Consider the following 18,109-nt stretch of genomic DNA (forward strand, 5'->3'; position numbering starts at 1 on the left):
GCCTCTTCCGCGTTCCCAACCACGCGGTGCGCGGCCTGTTTCGCCTTCAGCACCTGCGCCGCCCGCGCGTAGCCGCCATCCTCGCCGTCGACGAAGTGGACGTGGTCGCGCAACGCCGCGACCGGGGTGATGCAGGTGGTGAGCGCCGCGGCCTGGCGGTGCAGGCCGAACCGCACCAGCCCCGCCGCCTCGGCCGTCTCCAGCCGCGCCTCGATCCGCGCCGCGAGGTCGGGACCGCAATCGACGGTCATGCGCAGGCCGTCGTCGTATTTCCGGAAATCCGCGTTCGCCACCAGCTCGTCGAGGTAGCGCGGGGCCGAGAACCCGCCGACGCGCAATCCCAAGCGGAAGATCAGGTGGGCGACGATCGTCGCGCCGAGGAGGTGGAGGCGCCGCAACGGCAGGGAGCCCCACAGGGGACCGCGCGCCCGCACCTCGTGGGAAAAGCCCGGCGGCGGCCAGCGCAAGGCGGGCCCGCCGGGCGGCAGGGGATGGCCGCGGGCCGGTGCCTCGGCGGCGAGCCGCACCACGTCGGCGATCGCCGCCCGCGCGGCAGCCCGGTCGGCGCCCTCGGTCGCGACCACCAGGATCGACAGGATGAGGCCGTGGCGCGCCCGGGCCGGCTCGAACCGGCAGGTTAGCCCGGTCAGGTCGGGCTGCGTGCCCGCCGGCGCCGGCGCGATCGCGTAGAGGCCCTGCTTGAGGGCGCGCTCCGCGAAGGCGAGGCCGCCGCCCATGAACATCGCGTAGGCGACGTCCGGCGAGGGCGCGTAGCGCGCCACCTCGACCGCGTGGCCGGCCGCCCGGATCGCCGCAACCGGCACCAGGGCGGCGCGCAGGGTCAGCCCCATCGCGTCGCGGGCCCAGGCCACCGTCGCGGCGAGCGCGGTCTTCGCCGCCTCCTCCTCGTCGGGCGCGACCAGCACGCTCGCCCCGTCACCTCCGAACACGAACGGCATGTCGCGCCGCCCGAAGGCGTTGCGCAGGGCCGCGATTACCGCCGCCCCGACGAAGTTCACCGCCCGGTAGCGCCCCGCCGCGATGGCGCCGGTGGAATCGACCACGTCGGTGACCGCCACCCACCAGCCTTCCGGGACGGCGCGGTAGAGCGCGTCGTCGAGGATGCTGAGGAAGTCGGTCGCCGGGGTGAGGTCGGCGTAGCGGAAGCCGCTGGGCTCCGGTGGCGTCGGTGTCTCCATCCGTCCCAAACGTTCAGAGTTGAGGTGACGGTTCCTCGGGGAACGGGTGTGGCGGGGTTGGGCGATGGTGTTCGGCTCCGCCCGTCACGCAAAGCGGTGCTGAAAAAGAAGATGCGCGGGTTTCCCCTCCCCCGCGAGAAGTCGGGCCTGCCCGACTTCGTCCCTCGCTTGCAGATCCCGGGCAAGCCCGGGATCTGTCGGGGAGAGGGGAACGCCCGCGTTTCTCGTTGCGACAGGGAAATGTCTGTGGCGTCCGTTCAGGGAAACCGGTGGCCCTACGCCATCCCCAGCGCCTGCATGTACAGCTCCAGGATGGCCTCCTCTTCCTGGCGCTCCGAATGGTCCTTCTTGCGCAGGCGCAGGATGGTGCGCACCGCCTTCACGTCGAAGCCACGGCCCTTCAGCTCCAGCATCACGTCCTTGATATCGCCCTGGAGGCCGGCCTTCTCCTCCTCCAGGCGCTCGATGCGCTCGATGAACTGCTTGAGCTCCTCGGCGGCGACGCCCGACGAGGCGACGTCGGCGTCCGGCATGCTGTGCGCGTTCATTCACGGTCTCCTTGCCGATGGGTCTGTCGTACCGCCGGGGCGGACGCGGCCATCAGGCACCCCAACCCACTGACGGATGGCGGCCTTCGCGGCTCACCCTCCCGGATCTTGATAGATGCGCAACCTTACCGAGTCCTTGCGCTCCCCCGGCTGATCCCGTCAGCGCTTCCCCACCCGCGCAGGCGCGGGCGGGCTCCTCGGTGTTTTTCCGCCCGCAGCCGCGCGGGCGGACACTTCAGTGCTTCTCCGCCCTCGCCGCGAAGGCCGCCGCCTGCTCCGGGGTCGCCTCGCCCTGGTGGCGCGCCTTCCACTCGTCGTAGGGCATGCCGTAGACGTGCTCGCGGCTCTGCTCCTTGGTGAGGGCCAAGCCGCGGGCGTCGGCGGCGTCCTTGAGCCAGTTCGACAGGCAGTTGCGGCAGAAGCCCGCGAGATTCATCAGGTCGATGTTCTGCACGTCGGTGCGCCCCTGGAGATGCGACACCAGGCGGCGGAAGACCGCGGCTTCGAGCTCGGTGCGGGTGGTCTCGTCGATGCCGTCCATCGGTGGTCCCTCGGTCAAACCGTTGCGTTGCAAACCGTTGCGTTGAAGTCGGGGCGGGCGCCCGCCCGGTCAAGCGCGGGCGACCAACGGCCCCAGCAGGGCGGCGAAGCGCGCGGCCCAGTCCTCGGCCCCGGCCTCGTCGCCGATCAGGTCCTGGCGGATCTCGATCAGGGCGTTGGGCAGCCCGCGGGCCATGGCGTGCCGGTCGATCGTGTCCCCCGGCAGGCCGCCGCCATAGGGCTGGTTGTCGCCGACCGTGAACCCGGCCGGATCCGCTCTCAGGGCCGTGATCAGCGGGCCGGCCAGGCGATCGTCCCGGTCCCACAGGATGCCGACCTGCCAGGGCCGCGCCACCCCGCGCCAGGCCGGGGTGAAGCTGTGCACGGTCACGATGGCCGGCGGCGCCCCGGCCGCCATGGCCGCCGCGACACCCGCATCGATCGCCCGGTCGTAGGGGTCGTAGAAGCGGGCCAGCCGCTCCGCGACGCCCTCGGGCCCGATCTTCGCGTTGCCCGGCACGATCGCCCCGTCCGAGAGGCGCATCACCAGAGTCGGGTCGGTGCGGCCGCGATTGGGGTCGATGATGAGCCGCGAGAAGGTGGTGAGGAGCGCCGGCGCGCCGAGCCGCCGGGCAAGCGAGCGCGTCACCGCCGCCGCCCCGATGTCGTAGGCGATGTGCCGCTCGAAGTGGGGCGCGGCGACGCCGAGGTTGTGGAGGTCCGGCGGCACCGCGTTCGAGGCGTGGTCGCACAGGAGGAGCAGGCCGCAGGCCGGATCGCCGGGAATCGTCTCGACGGGGTGGGGCGGGTGGGGAGCTGTCATCGGGGGCTGCGCTGGTGTCTGTCCCCTTCCCCATACCCAAATGGCGGGGCCGCCTCCATCCGCTCCGCACGGTGACGCCGGGCACGACTTGCCATAGTGACGGACGCTGGCGGATCCCCGAGCGGGATCCCGTCCTGCGAAGGCCCTGCCGATGTCCCGCACCCCCCTGCCCGACCTCGCCGCCTCCGGCGCCTCGGCCGGTCCCTCCGCCGATCTCGGTCCGGCGCTGGCCGCCCTCGTCGCCGGCGCGGTGGCGATGGGCCTCTCGCCGATCCTGGTGCGCGCCGTCAGCCCGGAGGTCGGGCCCTTCGCTAGCGCGTTCTGGCGCGTCGCCCTGGCGCTGCCGGTGCTCTACGGCTGGATGCGGCTGGAGGAGGCGCGGGCGCCGCACCTGCGCCGGGGCGTCACGCCGTCTTCCCTGCTCGCCGGCCTCGCCTTCTCGGGCGACCTCCTGTTCTGGCACCTCGCCGTGCTCGGCACCACGGTGGCCAATGCCACCTTCTTCGCCACCACGGCGCCGGTCTTCGTGGTGATGTTCGCCTGGATCGGCCTGCGCCGCCGGCCCGCCGGCCGCACGCTGCTGGGCCTTCTCGTCTGCCTCCTCGGCGGCGCCACCCTGGTCGGGCAGTCGATCCAGGTCGATCCCGCCCGCCTCGCCGGCGACCGGGACGGGGTGATCACCGCCCTGTTCTTCGCCCTCTACTTCCTGACCGTGGAGCGCGCCCGGGCCCGGGGCCTGGGCGCCGCCCGCGTCACCTTCGTGGCCTCCTGCGTCACCGCCCTGGTGCTGCTGGTCGCGGTCGCCGTCCTGGAGACCCGGCCGGTGCTGCCGCAATCGTGGAGCGCCGCCGCCGGGCTCCTGGCGCTGGCCCTGGTCAGCCATGCCGGCGGCCAGGGCCTGCTCGCGGTGGCGCTCGGGCGCCTGCCCGCCGGCTTCTCCTCCCTGGTGATCTTCCTGGAGGCGGTGGCCGCCGCGATCCTCGCCTGGATCCTCCTCGGCGAGGCCATCGGGCCCCTCCAGGTGCTCGGCGGCGGCCTGATCCTGGCCGGCATCGCGGTCGCCCGCCCCCGGCGTTCCGCCCCGGCCATCAAGCTCTAACAAACTGGAACGAGGCCGGCACGAAGCCGGTCCGAAGCGTGACCGCAACCTTCAGAGGAGCCGCCCCGTGACCGATGCCCCCGCCCGAGAGACCGCCCCCTCGGAGGTCCGCGCCCTGCTGCTGCGCCTGCTCGACGCGGGCGTCACGGCCGCCCATCCGCGCGGCTGCCTGGTGCCGCACCTGCCCCCGGTCCCGGCCGGCCGGCTGGTGATCCTCGGCGCCGGCAAAGCCGGGGCCAGCATGGCCGCGCTCGCCGAGCAGCACTATCGGGCGCTGGGGGTCGATCCCTCCCGCATCGCCGGCCTGGCGGTCGCCCGCCACGGTTACGGGGAGCCGGCCGGGGTGATCGAGGTGGTGGAGGCCGGCCACCCGGTGCCGGACGAGGCCGGCATCGCGGCGACGCAACGCGCGCTCGACCTCGCGGCCTCGGCCGGCCCGGACGACCTCGTTCTGGTGCTCCTCTCCGGCGGCGGCTCGGCGAACTGGATCGCCCCGGCCGGCGCCCTGACGCTGACGGAGAAGCAGGGCATCACCCGGGCGCTGCTGCGCTCCGGCGCGGCGATCGACGAGATCAACTGCGTGCGCAAGCATCTCTCGCGCATCAAGGGCGGACGGCTGGCGGGGGCCGCCCGCAACGCCGGCCGGATCCTGACCCTGGCGATCTCCGACGTGCCCCGGGACGACCCGGCGGTGATCGCCTCCGGCCCGACGGTGCCGGACCCGACCACCCTGGCCGATGCCAGGGCGATCTGCGCCCGCCGGGGCATTCCCCTGCCGGCTTCCGCCGAGGCGCTGCTGAACGACCCCGCCAACGAGAGCCCGAAGCCCGGCGACCCGGCCTTCGCCCACAGCGAGTTCCGCATCATCGCCCGGCCGGTCGACGCGCTGAACGCGGCCTCCGCGGCGGCGGACGCCGCCGGCTACGAGCCGGTGCTGCTCGGGGCCGACCTCGAGGGCGAGGCTCGCGAGGTGGCGGCCGCCCATGCCGCTCTCGCCCGCGAGATGAAGGCCGCCGGGCGCAAGGTGGCGCTGATCTCCGGCGGCGAATTGACCGTGACGATCCGCGGCGAGGGCCAGGGCGGGCCGAACCAGGAATACGCCCTGGCGCTGGCGCTCGCCCTCGACGGCGCCCCCGGGATTTCGGCCCTCTCGGCCGATACCGACGGCACCGATGGCGGCCGCGGCGAGGCCACCGACCCGGCCGGGGCGATGATCGACCCCACGACGCTGGCCCGTGCGGCGGCGGCGGGGCTCGACGCGCGGGCAAGCTTGGGAGAGAACGACTCGACACCGTTCTTCGACCGGATCGGCGACCTCGTCCGGCCCGGGCCCACCCGCACGAACGTCAATGACCTCCGCATCATCCTGGTTGGCTGACTTCCTGTCCCTCCGCCGCGCCGCGCTGCTCTCGGTCCCGCTCCTCGCCCTGCTCGGGGCCGGGCCGGCGCGGGCGGACCTGCGGATGTGCAACATGACCGGCAGCCGCATCGGCATCGCGCTCGGCTACCGGGATTCCGGTGGCTGGGTGACGGAGGGCTGGTGGAACCTCTCCGCCAAAGGCTGCGAGACCCTGCTCAAGGGAGCGCTGGCCGCCCGCTACTACTACGTCTTCGCGGTCGATTACGACCGCGGCGGCGAGTGGAGCGGCCGCTCCCTGATGTGCACCCGCGACCGCGAGTTCACCATCCGCGGCGTCGAGGATTGCCTCGCCCGCGGCTATGACCGCAACGGCTTCTTCGAGGTCGATACGGGCGAGCAGAAGAGCTGGACGATCCAGCTGACGGATCCGGGCAGGGCGGGGCCGTGAGGCGGGTTGGAGGGGTGGGGGTCTGGGCCGGTTGAGGCGGCCCAGAACGGGTGCGGAACGCCGGTACGCTGTTTGACATCGTGAAACGCCAAGCGCATCAATCACTTCCAGAAGGAGTGTTCCCCGCAGGCGCGGGGATGAACCGCCGGGCGGCGGGGAGAGCGAGGCCGTAGGTAGGTGTTCCCCGCAGGCGCGGGGATGAACCGATTAAAGCCATGATCGAGCAGGCCTTGCCGCAGTGTTCCCCGCAGGCGCGGGGATGAACCGTCCTGTCGGCGTTCCCGTCCGAGGCTGGTGCGGTGTTCCCCGCAGGCGCGGGGATGAACCGATCGGCGCGGCGTTCGACAACGAGGGCCGGGGGTGTTCCCCGCAGGCGCGGGGATGAACCAGCTTATCCGGGAAGAGGTACAGGAGCTTGAGGGTGTTCCCCGCAGGCGCGGGGATGAACCGGGGTTAGGCGGCGCCGCTCATCGGCGAGCTTTGTGTTCCCCGCAGGCGCGGGGATGAACCGCTGTGTTCTGGAACCGCGACATCAGGTGCGACGTGTTCCCCGCAGGCGCGGGGATGAACCGCTTGCGGATCAGGCCAAAATCCACTCCAGCCGGTGTTCCCCGCAGGCGCGGGGATGAACCGCGCCGGGCTGATTTCTAACCTTTTGAGGGTGAGTGTTCCCCGCAGGCGCGGGGATGAACCGCCGGCGCGACACAACAGGCGGCCATCGCCACGGTGTTCCCCGCAGGCGCGGGGATGAACCGCGCGGGTTCTACCGGCAGGCCCAGGTGCAGGCGTGTTCCCCGCAGGCGCGGGGATGAACCGGCGGCCACATCGGCCGGGGTGGCGCCGGAATTGTGTTCCCCGCAGGCGCGGGGATGAACCGCCCTCTTTTCCCCCAGACTAGTGCGCTAACCGGTGTTCCCCGCAGGCGCGGGGATGAACCGGCGGCACTAAAATGCTACCTCGGAGTTCCATTGTGTTCCCCGCAGGCGCGGGGATGAACCGACGCCCGTCGCATCGCCGACAATGCCGAGATCGTGTTCCCCGCAGGCGCGGGGATGAACCGTGCTCCTATAGAGCCACTTAAGTAACAACCTAGTGTTCCCCGCAGGCGCGGGGATGAACCGCCCGCCTGCGCGAGGTCGCTAAACCAGCGCCCGTGTTCCCCGCAGGCGCGAGGATGAACCGAAGAGAATCCCTTGATCCCCGTGGAGGGAGTCGTGTTCCCCGCAGGCGCGGGGATGAACCGCCACCACGGCCTAAGAAGCTCGGCGGCCTTGAGTGTTCCCCGCAGGCGCGGGGATGAACCGCGGCCCTCCGGGTAGTAGGTCCCGGAGGTGCCGTGTTCCCCGCAGGCGCGGGGATGAACCGCTCAAGGGCGAGCATCTGGCCGCGGTGGAGGAGTGTTCCCCGCAGGCGCGGGGATGAACCATCCCGCAAAATATCCTCGATGTGCTCCCCACCGATGCACGGAACAAGTGCATCAACGGCTCAAGCCACCCGCAACTGCCGGGCGGTGACACGACGGCGAGGACGACGGTTTCGTCGTTCCAGTGGCCGATGAGGTTGAAGCGGGGCCTTCCCGTTGCACTCGGCCGTGTCGGGGCTCCATCGCACGCTCGCGGTCGAAGCAGCGCCAGAAATCGGCGAAGTCGTGGCCATGCTTCGCGAGGTGCGCTTGGCGCTTCAGCTCGTTGAACATGATCGTCACGGTTTTCGTATCTACGACAATCGCGCCGGACGAGGATGCGCGAGTCCGCCCGATCCTGCCCCCGATCCTAACCCCATCGTCCGCCCCCTGCCCGACGCCAAAACGCCAATTGACCCGGGCCCGCCGACCGGCTTTCCGTACGGTCCAACCTCCGCCCATCGCTCATCCCCGGACGACACCCCATGAAGCGCGCCCGCCGCACCAAGATCGTCGCGACCCTCGGCCCGGCCTCCGAGGATCCGGCGGTGATCGAGGCGCTGTTCGCGGCCGGCGCCGACGTGTTTCGCATCAACATGAGCCACCTGCCCCGCGAGCGGCTGAGCGAGCGGGTGGCGACGATCCGGGGCATCGAGCAGAAGCTGAGGCGGCCGATCGCCGTGCTGGTCGATCTCCAGGGCCCGAAGCTCCGGGTCGGGCGCTTCGCCGCGGATGCGGCGATGATCGAGAACGGCCAGAGCTTCGTCCTCGACGACGACCCGACCCCGGGCGACGCGACCCGGGTCCACTTGCCCCACCCCGAGATCCTCTCGGCCCTGGAGCCCGGCCACGCGGTGATCGTCGACGACGGCAAGCTGCGCCTCGTCGTCACCGAGGTCGGGCCCGGCCGGGCGGTGACCCGGGTGGTGACCGGCGGCAGGGTCTCGAACCGCAAGGGCGTGTCCCTGCCCGACACCACGATTCCTGTCGCGGCCATGACCGAGAAGGACCGCCTCGACCTCGAGGCCGGCCTCGCCGCCGGGGCCGACTGGATCGCGGTGTCGTTCGTGCAGCGCCCGGAGGACGTCGCCGAGGTGAAGGCGGTGGCGCAGGGCCGCGCCCTGGTGATGGCCAAGATCGAGAAGCCGCAGGCCGTGGCTTCCCTCGACGCGATCATGGCGGTGGCCGACGGGCTGATGGTCGCCCGCGGCGATCTCGGGGTCGAGATGCCGCTGGAGCAGGTGCCCGGCGTGCAGAAGCGCATCACCCGCGGGGCGCGCCGCCTCGGCAAGCCGGTGGTGGTGGCGACCCAGATGCTCGAATCGATGATCTCCGCCCCGGTGCCGACCCGGGCCGAGGTCTCGGACGTGGCGACCGCCGTCTACGAGGGGGCGGATGCCGTGATGCTCTCGGCCGAGAGCGCGTCGGGGTCTTTCCCGGTCGAGGCGGTCTCGACCATGAACCGCATCGCCGAGCAGGTCGAGCAGGACGGGATCTACTGGTCGATCATCGCGGCCCAGCGCAACCAGCCGGAATCGACCGCCTCGGACGCCATCGCGGCGGCGGCCCACCAGATCGCCGGCACGCTCGGGCTCAACGCCGTGATGGCCTGGACCGCCTCCGGCTCGACCGCCCTGCGGCTCGCCCGCGCCCGGCCCGACGCCACGGTGATCGCGCTGACCCCGAAGCGCGAGACGGCGCGGCGCCTGGCGCTCGCCTGGGGCACCCACCCGATCGTCACCAACGACGCCAGCGACATCGACGACATGTCGTTCCGCGCCTGCAAGTTCGCGGTGCGCGAGCGGTTCGCCGATATCGGCGACCGGGTGATCGTGGTGGCGGGCCTGCCTTTCGGCACCCCGGGGGCGACGAACCTCGTGCGGATCGCCACGGTGACGCCGGAGCATGCCGCGAAGGCATAGGGGCTACTGCGCCCCCACCCGCTCCCGCGCCGCCAGCGCCTCGATCTCCGCCACCACCGTGTCGGCGGCGACGTATTGGAGCATGTGGCCGACGCCCGGCAGCACCACGAGCTTGGCGCCCGGCACCTCGCGGGCGAGCGCTCTCGCGTGCACGTCGGTCTTGACCACGGGGTCGCTGTCGCCCGCGATGACGACGGTCGGGGCGGTGATGTCCCGATAGCGCGGGCTCTGCCGCTCCAGGAAGGCGTAGAGCCCGTCGAGGTCGCGCAGGTTGGCCCCGAAGGTCGAAGGCCGCAGCACCAGCGGTACCCGGGCGCCGTCGAGATAGCCCTCGGGCAGGCCCTGCGGGCGGAAGACCACTTCGGCGAAGCGGTCGAGATAGGTCAGGCCCAGCGGCGCCGCGACCGTGTAGGTGGCGATGGTGAGGAGGATCCGCCCGGGGAGCGAGCGGTACCAGCCGGCATAGCCCCCCACCCCGCCGCCCGGCCAGGGATGGCTGACGGGGGCGAGCAGGGCCAGGCCGGCCACGCGCTCCGGGTGATCGAGGGCGATGGCGGTGGCGAGCGCGCCGGACCAGGAATGGCCGACGATCAGGGCCGGGCCGACCTTGAGGCCCGCCAGCGCCTCGCTGATCAACCGCGCCTGCACCGCCGGCGAGGCGGCGTCCGGGGCGATGCGGTCGCTGTAGCCGAAGCCGGGCCGGTCGAAGGAGAGCACCCGGAAGCCGTCGCCGGCGAGGCGCCGGCCGATCGCCTGCATCGGGTCCATGGCGTTGGCCGACGCCCCGTGCAGGAGCACGACGGTGCCGCGGCTCGGGCTGCCCTCGCCCGGCCCGGCCTCCAGCACCGCGAGGTGCCCGCCCTCGACCGCGATCCGCCGTCCCGCCGGGGGGTAGCGCGCCTCGACCACCAGGGTGATGATCCAGGTCGCGAGGAGGCCGGCGACGGCGAGCGCGGCGACGGCGCCCCCGAGGAGGCCGGCGATCAGGGTCAGCACGCGGGCGATCCGTCCTCTACGCCGGCGCATGCGGCCGGGCGGTCACAGGTCGCGGCCGTCGACGTCGGGGGCGAGGCGCTCGATCGCCTCGTGGACCTTGCCCATGCGCGGATAGATCGCCTCGGCGCGGCGGAAGGCGGCGAGTGCCCGGCTCTTGTCGTCGCTCGCCATGTAGATATGGGCGAGCGCCGCCCAGGCCTCGAAGTGGCGCGGCTCCAGGGTCAGGGTCCTGTGCAGGTCGGCGAGCGCGCTCGCCTGGTCCTCGAGGAGGTAGAAGGCCGTGGCGCGCCGGCTCCAGCCCTCGGCCCAGCCCGGCTCCAGCACGGTCACCCGGTCGAGGAGTTCCACGGCGAGCGGATAATCCTTGGCCTGCATCGCCTCCGCGGCGCGGCTCGCCAGGAGGTCGACGGTGTCGCTGCCGGAGCGGTCGAGGCGACGCTCGATCAGCTGGGCGACGCCGCGGGCTTCGGCATCGTCCTTGGCCGCCTTCAGCCGCGCGAACAGGTCGTCGAGGGTGACGGGCGGGCGCGGCGCCTCCTTGGGCGCCTCCTTCGGGGCCGCGACCACCGGGGCGGTCGTCCCAACGACGAAAGCCGGCGCTCCGAGGAGGCCGGCCATCATGCAGATCGGAAAGGAGAGACGGCGCATGCCGGCACTGTCCGGCGCCGGCGCGATCCCGTCAACGCGATGGCTTGCCGCGGTCCAGAGGACCAGCGGGCCCCGCGCCCTTTAGCCCTGGCGGGCCTTGTAGCGCTTCTGGGTCTTGTTGATGACGTAGACCCGGCCCTTGCGGCGCACGAGCTGGTTGTCACGATGCCGGCCGCGGAGCGACTTCAGCGAGTTACGGATCTTCATCGGTCTGGTCTCACGTCGGTGCGCCGGAACGCCCGGGCGCGGATGGAAAAACGGGCTCGCGGCGGTCGTCCAGGGCGAAGCATGTCTTGGACGAACGCCGACGCCGGGCGATGCGGAGCACCGCCCGTGCGGAGGCGCGTGACTTACCCGGCGGGGGCCCGACAAGTCAACCGGACGGGGGCGAAAACGTCGCGGCCAGGGTCGGGTCAGGGTCGCGCGAAGGGCGCGTCCGGGGTCGCGGCGGGCGAGCCGGGGGCCAGCGGGCCGTCGTCGCCGATCACGCTGGTCGTGCCGCCGGGCGGTCCGTCGAAGCCGACGACGCCCATCGGGTTGCTCGGGGTGACGTTCGGGTTCGGCCGCAAGGGGCGGACGCTGCCGGTGGCGAGCGGGTCGGCTCGAGTTGCCCGCGGGCTGACCGTGATGTCGAGGGCGTCCCGGGCGAAAGCCGGGCCGGCGAGGGTGAGGCCGAGGAGGCCGACGAGGGCGAGCGTCGTCTTCATGATGGTGTCTCCGAGAGGACGGTGACGGTTGCATGGGCAACGCCCCGGCTCCGACGCCGGTTCTTGACCGTGAGGCATGCCTCCGGCGCGGCAACATGTGCGGCTCCCGGCGCGTTGACCCGCCTCTCGTTGAGCCTAGCTTGTCCGGAACGGGCGCGTCGCCCGCTCGGGAGAGGCGTGATGGCGGGGACCTCGGTCGCGGTGGTCGGCGGCGGGTTGGGCGGTCTGGCGGCGGCTTGCGTGGCCGCCTCGCGGGGGCACGACGTCACCCTCTACGACAAGAATGCCTGGATCGGCGGCAAGGCCGCCGTCCTGCACGAGGGCGGCTTCCGCTTCGACATGGGGCCGACCATCCTGACGGTGCCCCGCGTGCTCGAGCGCATCTTCGCCGAGTCCGGCCGCTCGGTGCACGACTACATGGACCTGCGCCGCCTCGACCCGCAATGGCGCTGCTTCTTCGACGACGGCAGCCGCATCGACCTGATGGAGAACGTCTCGGCGATGGCGGCCGAGATGGACCGCTTCGCCCCCGGCCAGAATGCCGGCGAGGGCTACAAGCGCTTCCTGGCGCTCTCCGAGCACCTGCACGGCGTCTCGGAAAAGTTCTTCTTCTGGAAGCCGGTGCAGGACCTGTTCGACACGATCGACATCCGCGCCAACCTCAATCCCGGCACCCTGCGCGACGTGCTGTCGCTTCGCATGCACGCCTCGGTCGCCGGCACCATCCGGGGCAAGGTGCGGGATGCCCGCCTCGCCCAGATGCTCGATCACTTCGTGCAATATGTCGGCTCCTCGCCCTACGGCGCGCCGGCGGTGCTCTGCGCCATCGCCCACATGCAGACCGCGGACGGGGTCTGGTACCCGATGGGCGGTACGCGGGCGGTGGCCGAGGGGCTGATGAAGCTCGCGGGCGATCTCGGCGCCACCCTCAAGGCCGACAGCGAGGTCGAGGGCGTCGCCATCGAGAACGGCGCCGTGAAGGGCGTGCGGGTCGGCGGGAGCGTGGTTCCCTACGATCGTGTGATCTCCAACATGGACGCGGTGCGCACCTACCGCGAGCTGGTCGGCGGCGAGGTCGGCCGCACTTACGAGAAGCGCAGCTTCGAGCCGGCCTGCTCGGGCGTGGTGCTCTATCTCGGCCTCAACAAGCGCTACGACCACCTCGCCCACCACGACTTCGTGTTCTCGCGCGACCCCGAGGAGGAGTTCGACGCGATCTACCGCAAGGGCGAGCCGGCGCCGGACCCGACCGCCTATCTGGCGGCTCCCAGCAGCACCGACCCGTCGGTGGCGCCCGAGGGCGGCGAGGCGCTCTACGTGCTGGTCCACACGCCGTACCTTCGCCCGCACCACGACTGGTCCAAGATGCTGCCGGCCTACCGGCAGAAGATCCTCGACAAGCTGAAGCGCACCGCCGGCATGCCGGACATCGAGGAGCGCATCGTGGTCGAGCGTCACCTGACCCCGGCGGACATCCATTCCCGCTACAAGGTGCTCAACGGCGCGATCTACGGTCTGGCCTCGCACGGCCGGATCATGGGCGCGTTCAAGCCCGGCAACCGCTCGCGGGAGGTGCGCGGCCTCTACCTCGCCGGCGGCGCCGCCCATCCGGGGCCCGGCATGCCGATGGTGATGATGTCGGGCTGGATCGCCGCCGACGCCCTCGACCAGGACGCCCGCGGCACCACCGAGGCCCTGAAGGCGGCCTCGTGAGCGGGCGGGCCATCCCGTCCCGGCGGGCCCTGCCGCCGGATCCGGTCGCGGCCCGCTCCCCTGCCATCTGGCGCTTCATGGGCGTGTACTTCGCCCGCTACGCGAGGCGCCACCTCAACGCCCTGCGGCTGGCGGAATGGGGCCGGCCCCCGGCGGCGGCGGCCGGCGGACCGGTGGTGATCTACTGCAACCACCCGGCCTGGTGGGATGCCGCGGTGATCATCCTCCTCGCCCAGCGCTTCTTTCCCGAAGCCGAGAGTTACGCGCCGTTCGACGCCGCGATGCTCGCCCGCTACCGCATCTTCTCCCGCATGGGCGCCTTCGGGGTCGATCTCGACTCGCCCCGCGGCGCGGCCGCCTTCATGGCCGCCTCGCGAACAATCCTCGGCCGGCCGGGGCGGGTGATGTGGATCACCGCGCAAGGGCGCTTCAGCGACGTGCGCGAGCGGCCCTTGGGCTTGCGCCCCGGCGTCGCGCGCCTCGCCGAACTCGCGCCCGACGCCCTGTTCGTGCCGCTCGCCCTCGATTACGCCTTCTGGGAGGAGCGCGGAGCCGAGGCCTGCACCGCCTTCGGGCCGGGCATTCCGGCCCGCGACCTCCTCGCCCTGCCCCGCCCGGACCGCCTCGCCCGCCTGGAGGCCGACCTGACCGCCACCCTCGATCGCCTCGCCACCGACGTGCGGAGCCGCGATCCCGCCCGCTTCGCCTCCCTGCTCGACGGGCGACGCGGCATCGGCGGCATCTACGATGCGTGGCATCGGCTGACGGCGGCGCTCACCGGGCGCCGCTTCGTGGCCGGCCATCGCGAGGGCCGGGCGCCGTGACCGTGCTCGCGCTCCTCGCCGTCGCCCTGGCGCTGCTGCCGGCCTTTCTGGCGCTCGCCAACCTCTTCGCTCTGCGGAGGGCGGCGCCCGGGACACCCGCGCCGGACGGCCTGGTCTCGATCCTGATCCCGGCCCGCAACGAGGCGGCCAATATCGGCCCGACCCTGGCGGCGGCGCTCGCCAGCACCGGAGTTCCGATCGAGGTGATCGTCGCCGACGACCACTCGACCGACGGGACGGCGGCGATCGTCGCCGAGTTCGCCGCCCGCGATGCGCGTCTCCGCCTGATCGCGGTGCCGCCGCTGCCCCCGGGCTGGACCGGCAAGAACCACGCCTGCCACGTCCTCGGCCAGGCCGCGACAGGGCGCCACCTGCTGTTCATCGACGCCGATGTGCGCCTCGCCCCCCACGGCGCCGCGGCGCTGGCGGGGGCGGCCGAGACGGTCGGCGCGGCTCTCGTCAGCGGCGTGCCCCGGCAGATCACCGGCACATGGGGCGAGCGCCTGACCGTGCCGATGATCAATTTCCTGCTGCTCGGCTACCTGCCGGTCCCGTTGATGCGCCGCCTCAAGGATCCCGCCCTCGGGGCCGCCTGCGGCCAGCTGGTGCTGGTGGAGGCCGACGCCTACCGCCGGGTCGGCGGCCACGGGGCGATCCGCGAGAGCCTGCATGACGGCGTGCGGCTGCCCCGGGTGTTCCGCAAGGCCGGCCTCGCCACCGACCTCGTGGCGGCCTCCGGCCTCGCGACCTGCCGGATGTACACGGACTTCGCCCAGTCCTGGGCCGGCTTCTCGAAGAACGCCCATGAGGGCCTGGCCACGCCCCGCGCCCTGCCGGTCTGGACCCTGCTGCTCGGCGGCGGCCACGTGCTGCCGCTGCTCCTCGCGATCGCCGCCCTGCTGGGCGCCGGCAGCCTGCCCATGGCGGGGGCAGCCCTCGCCGTCTCGCTCCTCACGCGGGCGGCGATCACGCTCGCCACCCGCGAGGACCCCTGGACGATCCCGCTCCATCCCCTCACCGTGGCACTGGCGCTGGCCTTGCAATGGAACGCGCTCCTGCGCCCGGCCCAAGCCGGGGTCGCCACCTGGAAGGGGCGCACCTATCCGGCCGGGTGAGTTGAAGAGGGAGACAGCATGACCGAGATCCGCGACCTCGACGGTACCGCGACGCTTTCCGCCTATCGCGACCGCAGCCTCTCGCCCCGGGAGGTGGTGTCGGACGCCCTGGCGCGCATCGACCGCCACGGCCCGGACCTCGACGCCTTCGTGCTGGTCGACCGCGACGGGGCCTTGGCCGCGGCGGCCGCCTCCGAGGCGCGCTGGGCCAGGGGAGAACCCCGCGGTCCCCTCGACGGCGTGACCTTCACGATCAAGGACAACATCGCCTGGGCCGGCCACCCGATGCGCCGCGGCTCGCTGACCACCGCCGACACGCCCGCCACCGAGAACGCCCCGATCGTCGACCGGCTCCTCGAGGCCGGCGCCATCCCGCTCGCCAAGACCACGATGCCGGAATTCGGCTGGAAGGGCCTCGGCGACTCGACCCATACCGGCTCGACCCGGAACCCCTGGGACACGCGCATGACCACCGGCGGCTCCTCGGCCGGGGCCGCGGCGGCGGCGGCGCTCAATCTCGGCCTCCTCCATATCGGCACCGACGGGGCGGGCTCGATCCGCATCCCGGCCGCGTTCTGCGGCATCTACGGGCTCAAGCCCAGCTTCGGCCGGGTGCCGGCCTTCCCGCCCTCGCCCTTCGGGCCGGTGGCGCATCTCGGGCCGATGACCCGGGGCGTGCGCGATTCCGCCCGGATGATGCAGGCCATCGCCCGGCCCGACCCCCGCGACATGGCGGCCTCGCTGACCGAGCCGCCGGACTATCTCGCGGGCCTGGAGGACGGGGTGCGGGGCCTGCGCATCGCCTGGAGCCCGCGTCTCGGCTTCGCCACCCAGGTCGATCCCGAGGTGGCGCGCCTGACCGAGGCGGCGGCCAAGCGCTTCGCCGCGCTCGGCGCGACCGTCGAGGAGGCCGATCCGGGCTTCTCCGATCCGGTCGAGACCCTGAACGGGATCTGGCTGGTCGGCGCCTGGTGCGTGCTGCGGGGGATCCCGGAGGAGAAGCGCGACCTCGTCGAGCCTGCCTTACGGGCGGCGGCCGAGCGCGGGCGGCAGATCGCGGCGCCGGATTTCGTCGCCGCCCTCAACGCCCGCGGCGCGCTGTTCACCGCCATGGCGCGGTTCCACCGCACCTACGACCTGCTCCTGACGCCCGCCCTCGCCACCCCCGCCTTCACGGCCGGCAACCTGACCCCGCCCGACGGGCGCTTCGGCGACGACTGGCTGAACTGGACCCCGTTCTCCTACCCCTTCAACCTCACCGGCCAGCCGGCCGCGACCGTACCCTGCGGGCTGACGGAGGCCGGCCTGCCGGTCGGCCTTCAGATCGTCGGCCCGATGGGGGCCGACGCCCGGGTGCTCGCGGCCTCCCGCGCGGTCGAGGCGGCGTATCCCTGGCCGGTCCTGTCGGAGCCGCGGGTGACGCATCGGGGGTGACGCGGGAGGCGGCCGCCTCTCCGCGGGGCGGTCGCGCTCGGTCGGGCGCCTCGCCCCAGGGGTTGAGCGCCGGGTCGTCCGGCGATCGCGCCGGGCGGCTCTCGGTCGGGAGCATCACCTTACTTCTCGATGGCGCAGCTGCACAGGCCGCTGGCGGCCGGGCCGGCGAGGCGATGGACCGGGTGTCCGCCGGGTGCCTGCAGCCCCGGGCAGGATCGGCACGCCCGGCGCCTGCGCTCGGCGGTTTGCGGGCTCACCTGCCCGAAGCCCGCCGCCCCCCAGCGCGTCAAGGCGAGCGCGGCCTTGGCCACCGGCACCGGCGTGGGGCGCGGCGCCCATTTCGGCGGGCTCGTTCCCGCGGGATTCCGCGATCGGCCCGGACATGGTCTCCGGGGCATCCCGCCCGGCGACCAGCCGGTGCAGGTAGAGCGGATCGACCGCCGCACGCTCGGCCCTCTCGCGGGGGAGGCCGGCGGAAAGCCCGAGCGCGTCGGCGAGCTGGTGGGAGAAGGCGCCGAGCGCCTCCTCCCCGAGCCGCCGCGGTATCGTGCCGTCTTTCCGGCTCAGGCAATTGTGCATCGTGCTGTCGATGAAGTTGTTGATGATCGAGCATGGCCAGATGAAGGGGCTGTCCGTGCATTGCAGCGAGACAGTTTGCGCCGACGGGTCGTAGTTCCAGGCGGTGGTGAAGCCCTTGACCGTCGCCCTGCCCTGATTCGACGTGATCTGCACGCCCTGCTCCGCGGCGAACTGGACGCCGCATTGCCGGGCGGACGGGGTCACGTTGTTGTAGGTGAGCATGGCGCAAGTGAACTTCGAGACTTGTTGCATGTTTTGCACAATCAATAATTGCCTGAAGCCGCGTATATCTGGCGCGATTTGCTAATATTTAGAAGATGTAGCTTTGATTTTGAGAGACAATTTTTGGAAGACTCTCTTCTGTTGTTCGGCTGGAACTCGAAAAGGATCATGTCCGAGGCCGGCACTGCGCGTCGGCGTGGTGGGGAGCGCCTGGATCGCACCTTTGCGTCACGCCGCATGTCGTCCGCTCTCACGAAGCCGCGAGCGGACGATCCGCCGGATGCGTGCCTCGAACCGCCCCTGTTCGCCGGCGTTGTTCGGCCCTGAGGAAACCCTTCCTTTTGCAAGCAGGAGATGGTGCCATGAGGCATCTCGTTCTCGCATCCGCGCTCGCCGCCGGTGCTCTCGCCCTGTCCACGGCCGGGGCCGATGCCCGCGGTGGCGGCGGCTTCCGCGGCGGTGGCTTCGGAGGTGGCGGCTTCCACGGCGGCGGTCTCGGTGGAGCCGGGTTCCGGGGCGGCGGCTTCGGC

At 72.4% G+C, this 18,109-nt stretch carries 17 protein-coding genes and 1 CRISPR repeat array; of the genes, 8 read left to right on the plus strand and 9 right to left on the minus strand.

The features are described 5' to 3' along the window. From VQ03_RS22240 to VQ03_RS22255, 4 genes are all read right to left on the minus strand, one after another. Window positions 1-1,199: DUF3095 domain-containing protein (locus VQ03_RS22240; RefSeq protein WP_157064205.1), on the minus strand; the 1,199-nt coding region annotated here is incomplete at its 3' end. Window positions 1,200-1,474: 275 nt separating this feature from the next. Then, entirely contained in the window at window positions 1,475-1,732 is a 258-nt protein-coding gene (locus tag VQ03_RS22245) for a DUF2312 domain-containing protein (protein ID WP_236012505.1), read from the minus strand. A gap of 250 nt (window positions 1,733-1,982) precedes the next feature. Next, the gene (locus VQ03_RS22250; RefSeq protein WP_048453092.1) at window positions 1,983-2,288 is read right to left on the minus strand and encodes a DUF1244 domain-containing protein; all 306 of its coding nucleotides are present in this window, start codon (window positions 2,286-2,288) and stop codon (window positions 1,983-1,985) included. A 69-nt stretch (window positions 2,289-2,357) separates the two neighbouring features. Further along, the gene (locus VQ03_RS22255; protein ID WP_048453093.1) at window positions 2,358-3,110 is read right to left on the minus strand and encodes an N-formylglutamate amidohydrolase; all 753 of its coding nucleotides are present in this window, start codon (window positions 3,108-3,110) and stop codon (window positions 2,358-2,360) included. A 151-nt stretch (window positions 3,111-3,261) separates the two neighbouring features. Between VQ03_RS22255 and VQ03_RS22260 the strand changes: the two genes are divergently transcribed. The 4 genes from VQ03_RS22260 (at window position 3,262) to pyk (ending at window position 9,341) form a co-directional block, all read left to right on the plus strand. Then, window positions 3,262-4,209 (plus strand): DMT family transporter, encoded by a 948-nt coding sequence (locus VQ03_RS22260; RefSeq protein ID WP_048453094.1) that lies wholly within the window; start codon window positions 3,262-3,264, stop codon window positions 4,207-4,209. A 67-nt stretch (window positions 4,210-4,276) separates the two neighbouring features. Continuing rightward, the gene (locus VQ03_RS22265; RefSeq protein ID WP_048453095.1) at window positions 4,277-5,587 is read left to right on the plus strand and encodes a glycerate kinase type-2 family protein; all 1,311 of its coding nucleotides are present in this window, start codon (window positions 4,277-4,279) and stop codon (window positions 5,585-5,587) included. Then, window positions 5,559-6,017: a DUF1036 domain-containing protein gene (locus VQ03_RS22270; protein ID WP_083468154.1), complete on the plus strand. Its 459-nt coding sequence runs from the start codon at window positions 5,559-5,561 to the stop codon at window positions 6,015-6,017. Before VQ03_RS22265 ends, VQ03_RS22270 begins: the two co-directional genes overlap by 29 nt. A gap of 116 nt (window positions 6,018-6,133) precedes the next feature. After that, a CRISPR array of direct repeats spans window positions 6,134-7,443; the repeat unit is 29 nt; unit sequence GTGTTCCCCGCAGGCGCGGGGATGAACCG. 461 nt (window positions 7,444-7,904) lie between these two features. Continuing rightward, complete coding sequence (gene pyk / locus VQ03_RS22275; protein WP_048453096.1) at window positions 7,905-9,341, plus strand: pyruvate kinase; 1,437 nt, start codon at window positions 7,905-7,907, stop codon at window positions 9,339-9,341. A 3-nt stretch (window positions 9,342-9,344) separates the two neighbouring features. Here the strand turns inward: pyk and VQ03_RS22280 are convergent, their stop codons facing one another. The 4 genes from VQ03_RS22280 to VQ03_RS22295 all read right to left on the minus strand — a co-directional run bounded on the left by VQ03_RS22280 (window position 9,345) and on the right by VQ03_RS22295 (window position 11,692). Next, window positions 9,345-10,367 (minus strand): alpha/beta fold hydrolase, encoded by a 1,023-nt coding sequence (locus VQ03_RS22280; RefSeq protein WP_048453097.1) that lies wholly within the window; start codon window positions 10,365-10,367, stop codon window positions 9,345-9,347. A 12-nt stretch (window positions 10,368-10,379) separates the two neighbouring features. After that, window positions 10,380-10,985 (minus strand): tetratricopeptide repeat protein, encoded by a 606-nt coding sequence (locus VQ03_RS22285; protein WP_048453098.1) that lies wholly within the window; start codon window positions 10,983-10,985, stop codon window positions 10,380-10,382. A gap of 81 nt (window positions 10,986-11,066) precedes the next feature. Next, a complete protein-coding gene (gene ykgO / locus VQ03_RS22290; RefSeq protein WP_012334921.1) occupies window positions 11,067-11,192 on the minus strand; it encodes a type B 50S ribosomal protein L36 in 126 nt (41 codons plus the stop codon). 206 nt (window positions 11,193-11,398) lie between these two features. Beyond that, window positions 11,399-11,692 carry a hypothetical protein gene (locus VQ03_RS22295; protein ID WP_048453099.1) on the minus strand — a complete coding sequence of 98 codons (294 nt, stop codon included), beginning with the start codon at window positions 11,690-11,692 and terminating at the stop codon, window positions 11,399-11,401. Between the two features lie 180 nt (window positions 11,693-11,872). Between VQ03_RS22295 and VQ03_RS22300 the strand changes: the two genes are divergently transcribed. The 4 genes from VQ03_RS22300 to VQ03_RS22315 all read left to right on the plus strand — a co-directional run bounded on the left by VQ03_RS22300 (window position 11,873) and on the right by VQ03_RS22315 (window position 16,778). After that, window positions 11,873-13,405, plus strand: a complete 1,533-nt coding sequence (locus VQ03_RS22300; protein ID WP_048453100.1) for a phytoene desaturase family protein — start codon at window positions 11,873-11,875, stop codon at window positions 13,403-13,405. A gap of 77 nt (window positions 13,406-13,482) precedes the next feature. Beyond that, on the plus strand, window positions 13,483-14,229 hold the full coding sequence (locus VQ03_RS34730; RefSeq protein ID WP_048453106.1) for a lysophospholipid acyltransferase family protein: 747 nt from the start codon (window positions 13,483-13,485) through the stop codon (window positions 14,227-14,229). Next, on the plus strand, window positions 14,226-15,344 hold the full coding sequence (locus VQ03_RS34735) for a glycosyltransferase family 2 protein (RefSeq protein WP_048453101.1): 1,119 nt from the start codon (window positions 14,226-14,228) through the stop codon (window positions 15,342-15,344). The genes VQ03_RS34730 and VQ03_RS34735 overlap by 4 nt, the downstream gene beginning before the upstream one ends. Window positions 15,345-15,362: 18 nt before the next feature. Further along, a complete protein-coding gene (locus tag VQ03_RS22315) occupies window positions 15,363-16,778 on the plus strand; it encodes an amidase (RefSeq protein ID WP_048453102.1) in 1,416 nt (471 codons plus the stop codon). A 114-nt stretch (window positions 16,779-16,892) separates the two neighbouring features. Here VQ03_RS22315 and VQ03_RS22320 read toward each other — a convergent pair whose 3' ends face one another. Beyond that, window positions 16,893-17,579 carry a hypothetical protein gene (locus VQ03_RS22320; protein WP_157064207.1) on the minus strand — a complete coding sequence of 229 codons (687 nt, stop codon included), beginning with the start codon at window positions 17,577-17,579 and terminating at the stop codon, window positions 16,893-16,895. Between the last annotated feature and the right edge of the window lie 530 nt (window positions 17,580-18,109).

Origin of the sequence: Methylobacterium tarhaniae, from assembly GCF_001043955.1 — a bacterium.
GTDB classification, from domain to species: domain Bacteria; phylum Pseudomonadota; class Alphaproteobacteria; order Rhizobiales; family Beijerinckiaceae; genus Methylobacterium; species Methylobacterium tarhaniae.